The organism is Chryseobacterium sp. ERMR1:04, from assembly GCF_001297705.1.
In the GTDB taxonomy this organism is placed as follows: domain Bacteria; phylum Bacteroidota; class Bacteroidia; order Flavobacteriales; family Weeksellaceae; genus Chryseobacterium.
This window is the reverse complement of sequence record NZ_LIRF01000007.1, coordinates 251,408-266,343: the sequence shown is the minus strand read 5'-3', so window position 1 is coordinate 266,343 and position 14,936 is coordinate 251,408. Positions and strand designations below refer to the sequence as shown.

Here is a 14,936-nt window from a genome sequence, read left to right as displayed (position 1 = left end):
TTTAGTTTAATTATTTTGAACCGTCTCACTCTCCTCTACTTCATGTCTCAGTTGAGCTTTATAAAGGGTAGAATAATATCCGTTTTTATCTAATAATTCAAGGTGCTTGCCTTCTTCCACAATCTTACCATGTTCCATTACGATAATTTTATCAGCTTTTTCAATGGTTGACAGTCTGTGGGCAATAATAATAGAAGTTCTGTTTTTAGTAATTTTCTCTGTTGCTCTCTGAATGAGTTTTTCACTTTCGTGGTCAATAGAAGAAGTTGCTTCATCCAGAATTAAAATTTTAGGATCAGATAAATACGCTCTCAGGAAAGATAATAATTGTCTTTGTCCTAAGGAAATAGACGAACCTCTTTCGCTCACCACGTACTCGTATCCGCCAGGAAGGCTTTCAATAAAATCATCCACTTCAATTTCTTTGGCGCCTGCTTTTATTTTTTCTAACGTAATGGTATCATCCCCAAAAGCAAGGTTTTCAAAAATACTTCCGTGGAATAAGAAAACATCCTGCAATACCACTCCGATATGACTTCTTAAATTATATAATTCGTAATCTTTAAGTTCCACATCATCAATAAAGATCTCTCCGGAATTAATATCATACAATCTTGTGATCAAGCTGATAATGGTAGATTTCCCTGCGCCTGTTGCTCCAACAATGGCTACCGTTTCTCCGGGATTTACTTTAAAATCAATGCCTTTAAGAACTTCCTGTTTTTCATCGTACGCAAAACGAACATCTTTGAATTCAATTTTACCATCAAAATGATCTTTCTCTACTTTCCCGTTGTTTGGCATCGCGTAGTCTTCATCCATCACTCCCAATACTCTTTCAGCGCCTACAATCCCACGTTGGATATTATTAAAACGGTCTGCAATCTGTCTTAAAGGACGAATCAACATCGAAATATATTGAATAAACGCAATAACCACCCCGGCACTAATCGTGATGTACCCTCCATAAAACAGGATAAACCCAATGAAAAGTGAGGAAATAAGTTCAACCACAGGAAAGAACAGTGAGAAAATAAAAACGGTTCTCAATAACGCTCCTTTCAGGGTAATATTAATATCATCAAACTTTTTATATTCAGCTTGCTGTCTGTTAAATACTTGAATAATTGGCATTCCCGCCAGTCTTTCCTGCACAAAAGAGTTTTGATTCGAAGTCCAGTTTCTTTCATCACCAAACGCTTTCTTCAATCTTTTTTGGAAGAATCTTGTAATTAAAACCATCAAAGGTAAAATAGCCAGCGTGATATAACTCAAATGAACATTGGTACTGAACATCATCACCAATACAAAAACGATTCTCAAAATATCTCCGAAAACCATCAGGAAACCGTCTGTATAAACGGTTGCAATAGTTTCCACATCTCCAACAGCACGGGTTACAAGTTGTCCGATCGGGGTTTTATCAAAAAATGAAGTTCTAAAATAGATCAGTTTAGCATATAACCTTTCTCTGATATCTCTGATAACGTTCTGAGAAATATAATTGGAGAAATAGACTAAGAAAAAGTTTAAAACTGTTTCTGCAAAAACCAAACCTACTAAAATATAGATATGCTTCATCATCAAAGCCTTATCGTGAAGTTTGGTAATATCGTTATCTACTACCTGCATAGTAAGGTATGGCCTGTAAGTAGAAACGATAGAAAGAAATATAGAAATCACCAACGTTATGATAAACCACGAACGGAATTTCATCCCGATGAAGAATAATCTTTTGATAATTTCCCAGGTATCTTGTTTTTTCATTGTACGAATTGAAGAAAGGAATTAAATAAAATTCTTTTGCAAAAATAAGACTTTAAAATTTCTCTGCCTTTACAACTTCATCAAATACTCATAGAAAATATCAGATAGCTGTTATTTATGCTATAGATGATTTTTGGTTTTTATAAAAATTAATATCTTAAAAATCAATCTCAGCCACTATCATTTATTATAATCCTCTATTTCCGATCTCTTCTATTTCTAAAGAAGGTTTTTTTATAATTTCCTTCATAAATTTCTTTTCAAGATAGGTATGAAATGCATACACAACACCAATAGCAAGTAACCAACTTATAAGATTAACCAATGTAAAACCTCCATAATTATTATTCAAACTTTCAGGATTTGTAAGTAATTCATAAACTCTATAACAACAAAGAAACAAAATCTGAAATCCAAGATAAATACCAATAGCTAAAAGTCCGAAATGCCATTTTGTTTTCCCAAACCTTTCCGCAAGACCTGCATAATATCTGTAAGCTCCAATAAGTATAAAAATTGACATCATAATGTTTTTAGTTTTTATTTAAAATTCATACCCCACATCCACCAAAAACAAGCCTTGTGCAGGTGCTGAAGTTCCGGCAGAATTTCGGTTTTTATTTTCTATGACCTTGCGCAGATCTTCAGGTTTTATCTTCCCTGAACCTACTTCAACCATGGTTCCAACAATAGCACGTACCATATTTCGAAGAAAACGATTGGCAGAAACTGTGAATTTCAATTCCGTTCCGTTTTGTTCCCACTCTGCTTTGTACATTTTACAAAGATTGGTTTTATTGTCGGTATGGAGTTTCGCAAAACTGGTGAAGTCTTCATACTCAAATAAAATTTTGCAGGCTTCATTCATTTTATCAATATCTAAAGGCTTTCTCCAATGTTGCCAAGCAGAATCTTGGGTAAACGGATTCTTCTCCATGGAAATATAATATTCATATGTTCTGAAAGTAGCATCAAAACGTGCATGAAAATTGTCTCTTACCTCAAAAATTCTTTTGATGGAAATATCCGCCGGAAGAAAACCATTAAGCCTATGAGAAAGCTGATCACTAATCACCTGCTCCGTATCAAAATGCGCATAGATTTTCTTGGCATGAACGCCCGTATCTGTTCGCCCTGCGCCAGTAGTTTTAATTTTTTCTCTTAAAATCGTGGAAAGTGCTTTTTCCAATTCCTCTTGCACCGATATAGCATTCGGTTGGATCTGATAACCAAAATAATTTTTACCGCTATAGGAAAACTCTATAAAATACCTCAATGTAATAAAATAACGATACAAAAATACTTTAAATTATAATAATCATGAGCTCATTTTTTAAAATAAATATTGAAAAATCATTGTTAATAATAAGCCAATTAATTTTGAAAATTCCTATTTTTGTAAGCGTATGAAAAGATGGTACCTCTATCCTTTTTCCCTCGGCTATCATATGGTAACGGGTATCCGAAACACAATGTATGATCTGGGAATTTTAAAATCTACGAAATTCAAAACTCCGATAATTAATGTCGGTAACCTTTCTGTGGGCGGAAGCGGAAAATCACCCATGGTGATGTATCTTGCACAATATCTGTCTAAACATTACAGAACGGGTGTGCTTTCGCGTGGTTACGGAAGACTCACAAAAGGGTATGATGTAACGAATTACGAAAGTAATTATAAAACCGTGGGCGATGAAGCGATGCAATTATTTGAACGTTTCAAAAACCGTTTTGTGATCGCTGTTTCTGAAGAAAGAGTGCCCGGAGCCAAGAAAGTTATTGAAGATATGGACTTAGACGTGCTGGTGTTGGATGATGCCTTTCAGCACAGAGCCATTAAGCCCGGATTCCAGATTTTAATGACCGATTTCAATGATCCCTTCTTTAGAGATCATTTACTTCCTGCAGGAGATTTAAGAGAGTCCAGAATTGGTTATAAAAGAGCAGACATCATTATGGTCAGCAAATGTCCTGATGAACTCACGGAAGAAACCAAGCAATATTACATTTCCAGAATCAGACCGGATCGTACCCAAAAAGTATTCTTTTCATCCATCGGGTATGACGAAAATGTGTACGGAAAAGAAAAAATGCTTCCTGACAACAACCTGAATTATTATGATATCCTGTTGATTACAGGAATTGCCAATCCAAAACCTCTGTTGGAGCATTTAGCTAAATTCTCCCAAAGAGTAAAGCATTTAAAATTCAGAGATCACCATAACTTTACGGATGATGATATTAAAAAAATCGTTGCTGAATATAAAAAATTAGGTGAATACAAATTGATCTTAACCACTGAGAAAGATTATGTTCGTTTGAAATCCTTTGATTATCTTAGAGACATCGTTTACTACTGGCCTATTAATGTAGTGATCGATAAGAAAGAGGAATTCAACCAAATCATCTTAGATTATGTTAGAAAAAAGTAACCAAACTGCTGATTTCATTAAAACTACGATTCAGGATATTCCTGATTTTGCGATTGTTTTAGGATCTGGATTGGGAAAACTTCAAGACGAGGTAGAGGCTATTCATGTATTAGAATACAAAGACATTCCTAATTTTCCTCAAACCACTGTTGTGGGTCATGGCGGAAAATTAATCTACGGAATTCTGGAAGGCAAAAAAGTATTGATGATGAGCGGCCGTTTTCATTATTATGAAGGTCATTCTATTGAAACCGTTACTTTTCCTATCCGAATTTTTCATTTATTGGGCATTAAAAATTTGATTCTTTCAAACGCTTGTGGTGGGGTAAATCCCAATTTCAGCGTTGCTGATGTTGTGATTGTAAAAGATCATATCAACATGATGCCTGAACATCCGCTTCGTGGTAAAAATATTGATTCTTTTGGTCCTCGCTTCGTTGATATGAGCGAACCTTACAATAAAAATATGATTGCTCTTGCCGAAAAAATATGTATTGAAAACAACATAAAATTTCAGCAGGGAGTGTACGTTGCGTTACAAGGTCCAACTTTTGAAACTCCTGCAGAATACGGAATGATCAAAGCCATCGGAGGTGATATGGTCGGAATGAGTACTGTTCCTGAAGTGATTGTCGCCAAACACATGGGGATGGATGTTTTCTGTGTTTCCATTATTACCGATCTTGGCGGACCGGATATTGCTTTGGCCGTTTCTCACGAAGAAGTACTGAATGCTGCCAATAAAGCGATGCCGAATGTGATTACGGTTGTAAAAGGTTTAGTGAAAACGTATCACTAAGCATTTATAGAAATTCTCAATCTCTTAAATTTTTACTAATTAATAAGAAACCAATCTCCAATTGCGTTTCATTGTTTAGATTTGCATTAAATGTAATTGAAAAATGAAAAAGTTATTACTATTGCTAATGATCAGTATTTTCGGATTAGGATATTCTCAAAAGATCCCAACCGTTCTTAAAACTAAATTTTCTAAAGAAGCTTTACAACAGAAAGTGGAAAATGAAGAAGGTAAAAGCGTTACCATTCAACAAATCCTTAATCAGCACAAAGGAAAAGTTTTGGTGATTGATTTCTGGGCCGGATGGTGTAGAGACTGTTTAAACGCCCTTCCTAAAGCTAAGGAATTAGAAGAAAAAAATAAGAATATTGATTTTGTATTTCTTTCATTAGACCGATCAAAAGAAGGATTTGATAAAAGTCTGGAAAGATTCGAAATGAAAGACAAAGAAAATTACTGGTTCTCTTCTGGTTGGAAAAATGATTTCAATAATTATATCGACCTCAACTGGATTCCAAGATATATGGTGATTGATCAAAAATCTGCCATCGCAAAATATTATGCTATTTCTCCTGAAGATCCTGAAATTCAAACAACCATAGACAAGCTTTTAAAATAGATAAATGATGATTATAAGAGAAGCCACAGAAAAAGATTTACCTATCCTTTTAGAATTTGAACAGGGTATCGTTTCTTCGGAAAGACCTTTTGATGAAACTTTAAAGGAGGGTGAAATTCACTACTATGATCTAAACGCTCTCATTCTTTCTCCAGATGCCAACTTAGTTGTTGTTGAAGAAAACAATGAGGTTATTGCATCAGGATACGCTTTGATTAAGCAGCCGGAAAAAGATTATAATAATTTCAAGGACTACGCTTATCTAGGTTTTATGTTTGTAAAACCTGAACATCGAGGAAAAGGCGTCAATCAATTAATTGTAGATACACTTGTTGCTTGGGTAAAAAACAAAGGGGTCTCAGAAATCAGACTGGATGTTTATGATCAAAATGAATCTGCTGTAAAAGCTTATGAAAAAGCAGGTTTTGAACCCTTACTTCTTAAGATGAGATTGAAAGCGTAATAATTCGATCGTTAAAAATAAATGAATCCATATCTTTGTGATATGGATTTTCCTTTTCCCCTCCGCAAAATTATTCATGTTGATATGGATGCATTCTATGCTTCCGTGGAGCAATATGATAATCCTGCCTTAAGAGGAAAACCCATTGCTGTAGGAGGTGAACATCGGGGCGTAGTTTCTGCTGCCAGCTATGAAGCCAGGAAATTCGGCGTTCGCTCTGCCATGCCCAGTAAAACAGCAAAAGAAAGATGTCCGCATCTGATTTTCGTTCCACCTCATTTTGCGCGGTATAAAGAAGTTTCAAAAAAAATTCGGGAAATATTTCATGAGTATACCGATTTGGTTGAACCTTTGTCTTTAGATGAAGCCTATCTTGATGTCACCGAAAATAAAAAAGGAATAGAATCAGCCAATCAAATTGCGAAAGAGATTCGTCAGAAAATATTTGAAGAAACGGGACTCACCGCTTCGGCCGGAATTTCCATTAATAAATTTTTAGCTAAAGTTGCCTCAGACATTAATAAACCGAACGGACAAAAAACCATTCACCCCGATAAAATCGAAGGCTTTTTGGAAGAATTACCTGTTGAAAAATTCTATGGCGTCGGAAAAGTTACTGCCAATAAAATGTTTACGCTAGGGATTTTTAAAGGCAAAGACCTAAAGAAAAAAACATTGCAGGAACTTATTGGCCTGTTCGGAAAATCGGGAGGCTATTATTACAATGTTGTCCGTGGAATTCATACTTCAGAAGTAAAACCTCATCGCATTCAGAAAAGCGTTGCCGTGGAAAGAACATTTTTTGAAGATCTGTTTGATGAACAGCAGATCAATGAAAAGCTTGAAAGTTTAAGTGCAGAACTTCATCAGAGATTACAGAAAAATAATATTCTCGGAAGATCTTTAACCTTAAAAATTAAATATAAAGATTTCTCATTATTTACAAGAAGTATCACGAAAGAAGACTACTTCAGTTCTCCCGAAGAATATTTTAAAACCTCCAAAAAACTTTGGGAACTTCGCCCGTTCGACAAAGCCGTTCGATTATTAGGATTATCGCTTTCTCACCTTAATACAGAGGAAAAAAAGCAGGTCTCTATTCAACTAAAAATACCGTTTGAAGAATTTGAAAATTAAAAATCGTTTATTGATCACCATACACCGAGGTGAGTTCAAAAGTGACCGCTCTAATTTTTATTATTTTTTACAGTCGCTTATGAGCTCTATCATATTATTATTTTCAAGTAAATATTTTTTCTCTTTCAGATTATAGGCTATTTTTTCATTCCTATCAATATCTTTTCCATTAATGACATACGTTGTATGTTCAGTATTTAAATTTTCAAAAATAACGGAAGGTTGATCTTTGTATCGAGCATAAAAGGTTTCCCATTTACTAGGTGATAACTTAACAGGGTTTGGCATTCCGAAATTCCTATATCCAACATCATTTATTTCTTTTGTTATTCCTTTGATTTCAAAGCTATATTCTTTCTTTTCATCGTTAATGGATAAGATCAGCCCTGGTAAACCGTGAAATTTATAGGGACCATCAGAAATAGGAATGCTTTCAGCATACCAGGCAGTCCATTTTCGTCCTCCAAAATCAAGACTCGCTTTTTTACATACAAATCCTAAAATTGTTTTTGTTTCTTTCTCCATTTTCCATTTTAGCTTGCACGTGCTTACGATTTGAAAAGTGCTCACATGGTATTTTTCTTCTTGTATAGTGCTATCAGAAGCTATATTTTTAATAATTGTTTTATTAAATCTGGACAATTTTGCAGGGTCTGGAAAACGTAAATTTCCTTGCCCGTTTCCATTAAAAAATTCGGTGACTATTTTTGATTTCAAAGAATCATTTCTAAAATTGTCGTACCCTGTAAAATAGGAATGTCGATTATTAATGGCTAGCACCGCCAAATCAGTCATAATGGAATCTTTTTCAACAGATGGCTTCCAATTGACCTGATATATCACTTTGTAATTTTGAGCTTGAGACCATAAACACATCAATACTATTAAAAATAAACTAACTTTTTTCATCATTGTAATAATTAAATAAATAACACATTAAATTCCAATTCATCATAATTGAAGCAAATAAATTACAAATTAAACAATGGAAATACAAATAAACCGTCATAGTTTAATACTTTTTTAATCTTTAAAAAAATGAGACCCCTCACTCCTCTTGCAATCTTTATATTTTCACTACATTGTATAAACCAAATTATAATACATGAACCAAACGATTATTCAATTTTTTCACTGGTACTCTGAAGGAGACGGAAAACTATGGAAAGAAGCAGAGAAACAAGCGAACTATTTATCTGAATTAGGAATTACATCTGTTTGGCTTCCTCCCGCTTATAAAGGCACAAACGGCGGCTATTCGGTCGGTTATGACGCCTATGATCTTTTTGATTTAGGTGAATTTGATCAGAAAGGCACTACCAAAACAAAATACGGAACGAAGGACGAATATACAAAAGCGATTAAAGCTTTAAAAAAACAAAATATCCAGATTATTGTTGATATTGTCTTGGGACATAAAGCCGGTGGTGATGAATTGGAAAAATTCAAAGCCGTAAAAGTGGATGAAAACAACAGGGAAAAAATAATTTCTGATGTTATTGAAATAGAATCATATACCAAATTTACATTTCCGGGAAGAAGGAAAAAGTATTCTGATTTTGAATGGAACTTTACCTGTTTCAGCGGTGTAGATTATGCTGAAGGAATGGATTCTCATATTTTCAAAATACAGTCTGAATACGGAAACGACTGGGAAGAAATGATTGATGATGAAAAAGGAAATTACGATTACCTGATGTATAATGATATTGAGCATCGTAATCCTCATGTTCGTGAAGAGCTCAACCATTGGGCAAAATGGTATTTTGATCAAACTGATTTCGATGGCGTACGACTAGACGCCTTAAAACATATTTCTTTTGATTTTTATAAAGAATGGCTCACCCTACTCCGCTCCAATTCCGGGAAAAACATCTTTGCGGTGGGTGAATATTGGGCTCCCGGATATTTAGCGTTGCTTCAAAAATATATTGAAGTTACAGAAGGCGCCATGAGTTTATTCGACAGCTCATTGCAAAATAATTTTCACACTGCATCCAAAGAAGGTGGAGATTACGATTTGAGAAGAATCTTTGATGAAACGCTTACCCAAGCTGATCCGCTGCATTCTGTAAGTCTTGTTGATAATCATGACACACAGCCTTTACAGGATTTGGAAGCTCCCGTTGATGAATGGTTCAAACCTCTCGCCTATGCTTTAATCTTGTTGAGAGAAAACGGATATCCCTGTATTTTTTATCCCGATTTATTTGGTGCTCATTACATCGATAAAGATAAAGAAGGAAATGATCAGGAAATATTTTTGAATAAAATTGATGGTATTGAAGAATTGTTAAAAGCCCGAAAAAATAATGCTTACGGTATTCAAAAAGATTATTTTGAAGATGCCAATTGTCTGGGTTGGGTTCGTGAAGGGGATGATGAACATCAAGGTTGTGCGGTAGTTGTGAGCAATAAGGAAGCCTACAGCAAACCGATGGAAATGGGTGAAAAATATATTGGACAAAATTTTTACGATGTTCTCGGAAGATTTGAAGAGAAAGTAACCATTGATGAAAATGGATTCGGGAATTTTCCTGTTCCGGCGGGGAATGTGAGTGTTTGGATTCCTGAATAAAATACTTAAACACGAATAGTACTACTATTTTAAGCACTAATATTCACAAATAAAATTAGTGTTATTTGTGAAAATAATTTGTGTTATTCGTGTTTAAATTCAAAACTAAATTTTTCGGAGTTCCAGCATAGAAGGCATTTCAGAGGATTCTGAAACATTTCCGTTGCGGGCAAATCCTGCCCAAAGAGCTCTCAGTATTTGTCCGTTCTCATGAATATATTTCCAGAGAACATCTTTTAATAATCCTGAAGATTTCCAGGCATTTTCATTTCCAAACAAGAGAGGAAGATCAAATGCATGCGCCGCCCCAAAAAAATTATTGATCAATCGGGAATGAATTCTGAATAGATAAATATTTCCCCCAGCTTCCGCAAAGTTTTCAGCAAAAGACTGAGTGGGCTTTCCATAAATAATTTCTGTTGTTGCCCGAATGGTTTTACTGATGATCTTTTTACCAAAACCCAGATTAAGGTACTTGTTCATCGAGTCTGAAGCTTTTATGTAAAATGAGGTCTCATCTTCATTTAAGCCTATTAAAACATCATATTTTTTGGCACTTTGTTTCCATTTTTCTATAGATTCCTCTTCACTACATAAAGGAGGAAAACCATATTGAGCCCCGAAAGGCATGGCCGCTTTTAATCCGTATTTGAAAAAGGATGGGACAAAATTTTTATAGTTTTCCACAATTTCTAAAAGATCTGTTTCAGCTGTAAACTGTTCTGTTTTTGCTAAAAATTCAGTGAGCATTTTTTGCCGGTTATTTCGAAGCCCCAACGGAGCGCTTTGAATAATTACTCTTTGAAATAAATTTTCCACGCCATCAGAAATCATCAGGTGGGCAATTGCATCTCCACCGGAAGACTGTCCCAAAAGGGTAATATTTTCAGGATCTCCACCGAAATCATTAATGTATATTTTTATCCATTTCAACGCTTCAATAATATCAAACAACCCTAAATTAGCAGGTCTTTTTTCACTTCCCCCAAGAAACCGAAAAATCCCAATCGGTAGGAAACCGTAACCACAATAATATTTTGTTCTTTCACCCAATCGGTAGGATCAGCGGTTGAGACATCTCCACAGCCTATTTCATAAGATCCACCATGAATCCAGACGACAACAGGTAATTTTTCATTCTGAATGGTATTTTCAGGACGGTAAATGGATAGATATTGCGTAGATTCTTCCACCTCAAAAAGATCAAGATCTATTTTCCCAATCATTTTTTCTAATAACGGACTGATATTTTGCGGACAAACAGGCGTTCTATCCAGAAAAACGAGTTCCGAAGATGACGGTTTTTCAGGAACCGGTTTTTGAAACCTTTCAGAATGGGCGTAACGAATACTTTTCGCTTTTAAAATACCATTTTCTTTTAGGGCTAAAATTTTCCCAAAAGAGGAATGAAAGGTATGGGTGCCGATATTTTGTTGTGTTGTCATTTGATTTGGGCTTTAAGCAGTAAGCAATAGACTTTAAGCTGTTTTTCAACTACAATTTACAAATTTTGTTTTTTGTTTAAACACAAATGACACAGATTTTTAACACTAATTTTCACTAATGAGAATTTTATTTTTAACGCAAAGGACGCAAAGTTTTTTTGAAATGTTTGAAAATATTTTTCGTTCGCAAAGGCGTTTCACTTAGCTAAGAGCGCAAAGTTTTAAATTATAGATTGTAGATTCGTGTTATTTGTGAAAATATTAGTGCTATAAGTGTTTAAAAAAACTTAATTCAACGTTTTATATTCAGTTGGAGAAACCCCAACTTTAGTTTTGAATAATCGCGTGAAGTGCTGTGGATATTTAAACCCAAGATCATAAGAGATTTCACTAATGGATTTTTCAGGATTGAAAATTTGTTTTTTAGCGACATCAATTAATTTATTATGGATAAACTCCTGAGCAGAAATTCCCAATTCTTTTTTAATAATATCTCCGAAGTAGTTTGCCGAAAGATTAAGCTGCTCTGCGAAATAATTTACCATCGGGAAACCCAGATTCTTAGGCTTATCAGATAGTAAATAGTCATCCAAAAGATTTTCAAACTTCCCAATAACTCCCTGATTAATATGATCTCTCGTGATAAACTGACGGTCATAGAAACGCATACAGTAATTTAAAAATAGTTCAATATTATTAACAATTAAAGACTTACTGTGTTTATCAATCGACTGGTCGAGCTCTAATTTGATATTTTTAAAACATTCTAAAATGATTTCTCTTTCCTTTTCAGAAAGGTGTAATGCTTCGTGAACATCGTAAGAAAAAAATGAGTACTCCTTTATATTCTTCCCTAAATTGGTTCCTTTAATAAGATCTGGATGAAATAGTAAAGCAAAACCTGCCGGCTGAATTTGTTTTCCTTTATTGTAAATTCCATACGTCTGGCCAGGAGCAATGAAAACTAAAGTTCCTTCCTGATAATCGTAACTGTTTTTACCGTACAACATATCTCCACACATTACATCCTTCAAAAAAACGGTATAAAAACCAAATGTTCTTTTGTGCTGGCTAATAGGATCAGATTTTGAAAAATCTATCACACTTACCATTGGATGTAAGGTTTCCTGATTCGCCATTTTATTATATTCCGAAACGCTATTATAAATTTCAACTTCTTGATTTTCCATGAATTTCATTTTAATCTTATTCAAAATTACCACTTTCTTTCGTACCTTTTAGATTGTCGGTAAAATTGGTACATCATTCAGTAATTTATATAAGTATTGTTCTTTTAAAAGTATCGACTTTTGCACTGTTATGGAAACATTTAATACTTCTATTTTTCCTAAGGGAGAAAAGGCACCCTCTGAATATTTTTCAGGAGGAACCGCTTGGGTACAAATTTTAAAGCCCAACGCAGATGAACTTAACTGCCAGATCGGGAATGTAATTTTCGAACCGCGCTGTAGAAATAACTGGCATTCTCATGGCGGTGGACAGATCTTAATCGTAACCTCAGGAACGGGATTTTATCAGGAAAAAGGAAAACCTGCTCAAGTTTTAAAAGCGGGAGATGTTGTGAATATACCTCCTCATATCGTTCATTGGCACGGAGCTGGTCCTGATAGTGAATTCACCCATATCGCCATCAATCCTAATACTCAAAATGGGATTGTAGAATGGATGGAACCGGTAACTGACGAAGAATACAACAACTTATAAAACTAAATAAAAAAATCAAATGAGCACATTTACAGTAAAAGCTTTCGCAGCAGAGTCTACGACGGCAGATTTAAAAGAAATGAATATTGAAAGAAGAGATACAACACCCAACGATGTAGAAATTGATATTCTATATTGTGGCGTTTGTCACTCTGACCTTCATACCGCAAGAAACGACTGGGGCGGCACCATGTATCCGGCAGTTCCGGGACACGAAATTGTAGGAAGAATTACAAAAGTAGGAAGCGATGTTTCTAAATTTAAAGTAGGTGATTTAGCAGGTGTAGGATGTATCGTAGATTCTTGCGGACATTGCGACAGTTGTAAGCAAGATCTTGAACAATATTGTTTAAACGGTTTCACAGGAACCTATAACGGAAAAGACAAACATTTGGGAGGTCACACTTTCGGAGGATATTCTCAAAAAGTGGTTGTAGATGCTAATCATGTTTTAAAAGTACCTGAAAACTTAGATCTTGCAGCCGTTGCTCCTCTTCTTTGTGCAGGAATCACGACTTGGTCTCCATTAAAGCACTGGAACGTGGGTCCGGGTTCTAAAGTGGCTGTTGTAGGTCTTGGAGGATTAGGTCACATGGCTATTAAACTGGCAAAAGGTTTAGGTGCAGAAGTTACTTTATTCTCTAGAACTCCAGGTAAAACGGAAGATGCTAAACAATTAGGCGCTGATCATGTTGTCATTTCTACTGATGATTCTCAAATGGATTCTGTAAAAGGAAAATTTGATGTGATTATCGATACTGTTCCTTATGTACACGATGTTAATCCTTATGTTACCACTTTAAATATCAGCGGAACGCTTGTTTTGGTTGGATATTTAGGCGGTCTGGAACCTATTTTAAATACTGTTCCAATGATTTTAGGAAGAAAATCTGTAGCAGGTTCTGTAATTGGTGGTATTGCTGAAACTCAGGAAATGCTTGATTTCTGTGGTGAGCACAATATTGTATCTGAAATTGAAATGATCAATATGCAAGACATCAACGGAGCATACGAAAGAATGTTGAAAAGCGACGTGAGATACCGTTTCGTGATTGATATGAAATCTTTGTAATTTCTTGATATATAATTTAATTAAGACTCTCATTTTTGGGAGTCTTTTTTGTTTAAACTTTTCATTTCAACCACAAAAGGTACAAAAGATTGACATATTTGTTTATTTTAAGATTACCATTTATGCTGCTAATAAGAACACATAAGTTTTTAAAAATCTTTGCATATTGAGCGGAGTCGAAATATTATTCTTTTGAGAACTTTGATCTTTTAATGATATAATATTCAAATAGCTTTTGCTTCTTTTGCGGTTAAATTTCTTATTTATCGCAAAGGAAGAAAAAGTTTTTTTTAATGAATTATGTTTTAAAGAGAAACAAAGGCATTTCATTTAAGAAATACAATTCTATCTTAAGTTTTGGCTAAAGCCAAATGTGATGGTTTCAATTTTGAAAATGGGCTAAAGCCCATTCCTATTGATGGGGTATTAATGGGTTTGAAGATTGTTGATAATTCTTTCTATTCAATTATTCACTTTTATATTCACCATCCATATCTTTAAACGCCCACTCTGCCATTTGATGGATAACAGGAATTAATCCTTTACCCGCTTTACTCAATTCATAGGTAACATGAGGAGGAACTACAGGTTTTGCAATTCTGATCACCAAGCCGTCTGCTTCCAATTGTTTAAGATGCTGAATGAGTACTTTTTCTGTTACAGCCGGAATCGCACGCTTTAAGACACTGTATCTTTTGTCACCGTTCGAGAGTTGATATAAAATAATCGGTTTCCAATGGCCCCCAATCTTTTCCATCACATAGGCAACAGGGCATTTGTCTAATGCATATTTTTTATTCTGCTGAATCGTAGAGGTTTCTTTAATCGCTGTCATGATACATACTTTAGGGTAAGTACTTGTATAAAAGTAAGTACAAATATACCTTTGTTATCAGAAA

Annotated in this window: 14 protein-coding genes and 1 pseudogene; 8 read left to right on the top strand and 7 right to left on the bottom strand. The window is 34.7% G+C overall.

Annotation, left to right across the window (positions count from 1 at the left end; translation table 11 throughout):
- Positions 1-6 precede the first annotated feature (6 nt).
- The 3 genes from AMQ68_RS15945 to truA form a co-directional block, all read right to left on the bottom strand.
- On the bottom strand, positions 7-1,767 hold the full coding sequence (locus AMQ68_RS15945; protein ID WP_054511607.1) for an ABC transporter ATP-binding protein: 1,761 nt from the start codon (positions 1,765-1,767) through the stop codon (positions 7-9).
- A 187-nt stretch (positions 1,768-1,954) separates the two neighbouring features.
- Positions 1,955-2,293, bottom strand: coding sequence for a hypothetical protein (locus tag AMQ68_RS15940; protein WP_054511606.1), 339 nt, complete (start codon positions 2,291-2,293; stop codon positions 1,955-1,957).
- An 18-nt stretch (positions 2,294-2,311) separates the two neighbouring features.
- The gene (truA, locus tag AMQ68_RS15935) at positions 2,312-3,064 is read right to left on the bottom strand and encodes a tRNA pseudouridine(38-40) synthase TruA (RefSeq protein WP_241775154.1); all 753 of its coding nucleotides are present in this window, start codon (positions 3,062-3,064) and stop codon (positions 2,312-2,314) included.
- Between the two features lie 109 nt (positions 3,065-3,173).
- Between truA and lpxK the strand changes: the two genes are divergently transcribed.
- The 5 genes from lpxK to dinB all read left to right on the top strand — a co-directional run bounded on the left by lpxK (position 3,174) and on the right by dinB (position 7,217).
- Positions 3,174-4,199, top strand: coding sequence for a tetraacyldisaccharide 4'-kinase (gene lpxK / locus AMQ68_RS15930; RefSeq protein WP_054511604.1), 1,026 nt, complete (start codon positions 3,174-3,176; stop codon positions 4,197-4,199).
- Entirely contained in the window at positions 4,183-4,998 is an 816-nt protein-coding gene (locus AMQ68_RS15925) for a purine-nucleoside phosphorylase (protein WP_054511603.1), read from the top strand. Before lpxK ends, AMQ68_RS15925 begins: the two co-directional genes overlap by 17 nt.
- 103 nt (positions 4,999-5,101) lie before the next feature.
- Positions 5,102-5,617 carry a thioredoxin family protein gene (locus tag AMQ68_RS15920; protein WP_054511602.1) on the top strand — a complete coding sequence of 172 codons (516 nt, stop codon included), beginning with the start codon at positions 5,102-5,104 and terminating at the stop codon, positions 5,615-5,617.
- A gap of 4 nt (positions 5,618-5,621) precedes the next feature.
- On the top strand, positions 5,622-6,080 hold the full coding sequence (locus tag AMQ68_RS15915; protein ID WP_054511601.1) for a GNAT family N-acetyltransferase: 459 nt from the start codon (positions 5,622-5,624) through the stop codon (positions 6,078-6,080).
- A 42-nt stretch (positions 6,081-6,122) separates the two neighbouring features.
- The gene (dinB, locus tag AMQ68_RS15910) at positions 6,123-7,217 is read left to right on the top strand and encodes a DNA polymerase IV (protein ID WP_054511600.1); all 1,095 of its coding nucleotides are present in this window, start codon (positions 6,123-6,125) and stop codon (positions 7,215-7,217) included.
- 60 nt (positions 7,218-7,277) lie between these two features.
- Here the strand turns inward: dinB and AMQ68_RS15905 are convergent, their stop codons facing one another.
- Positions 7,278-8,129: a GLPGLI family protein gene (locus AMQ68_RS15905; RefSeq protein WP_241775153.1), complete on the bottom strand. Its 852-nt coding sequence runs from the start codon at positions 8,127-8,129 to the stop codon at positions 7,278-7,280.
- A 193-nt stretch (positions 8,130-8,322) separates the two neighbouring features.
- On the opposite strand from AMQ68_RS15905, the gene AMQ68_RS15900 reads away from it, so the two are divergent.
- On the top strand, positions 8,323-9,795 hold the full coding sequence (locus AMQ68_RS15900) for an alpha-amylase (RefSeq protein ID WP_054511598.1): 1,473 nt from the start codon (positions 8,323-8,325) through the stop codon (positions 9,793-9,795).
- 105 nt (positions 9,796-9,900) lie between these two features.
- On the opposite strand, the pseudogene AMQ68_RS15895 reads toward AMQ68_RS15900, so the two are convergent.
- Positions 9,901-11,240 (bottom strand): annotated as a pseudogene (locus AMQ68_RS15895) (carboxylesterase family protein).
- Between the two features lie 287 nt (positions 11,241-11,527).
- Positions 11,528-12,430: an AraC family transcriptional regulator gene (locus AMQ68_RS15890; RefSeq protein ID WP_054511854.1), complete on the bottom strand. Its 903-nt coding sequence runs from the start codon at positions 12,428-12,430 to the stop codon at positions 11,528-11,530.
- A 130-nt stretch (positions 12,431-12,560) separates the two neighbouring features.
- Here AMQ68_RS15890 and AMQ68_RS15885 point away from each other — a divergent pair, with 130 nt between their 5' ends.
- Both AMQ68_RS15885 and AMQ68_RS15880 read left to right on the top strand, forming a co-directional pair.
- The gene (locus AMQ68_RS15885; RefSeq protein WP_054511597.1) at positions 12,561-12,965 is read left to right on the top strand and encodes a cupin domain-containing protein; all 405 of its coding nucleotides are present in this window, start codon (positions 12,561-12,563) and stop codon (positions 12,963-12,965) included.
- 19 nt (positions 12,966-12,984) lie between these two features.
- Positions 12,985-14,037 carry an NAD(P)-dependent alcohol dehydrogenase gene (locus tag AMQ68_RS15880; RefSeq protein ID WP_054511596.1) on the top strand — a complete coding sequence of 351 codons (1,053 nt, stop codon included), beginning with the start codon at positions 12,985-12,987 and terminating at the stop codon, positions 14,035-14,037.
- 466 nt (positions 14,038-14,503) lie between these two features.
- Here the strand turns inward: AMQ68_RS15880 and AMQ68_RS15870 are convergent, their stop codons facing one another.
- Positions 14,504-14,872, bottom strand: coding sequence for a helix-turn-helix domain-containing protein (locus AMQ68_RS15870; protein ID WP_054511594.1), 369 nt, complete (start codon positions 14,870-14,872; stop codon positions 14,504-14,506).
- Positions 14,873-14,936: the final 64 nt, after the last annotated feature.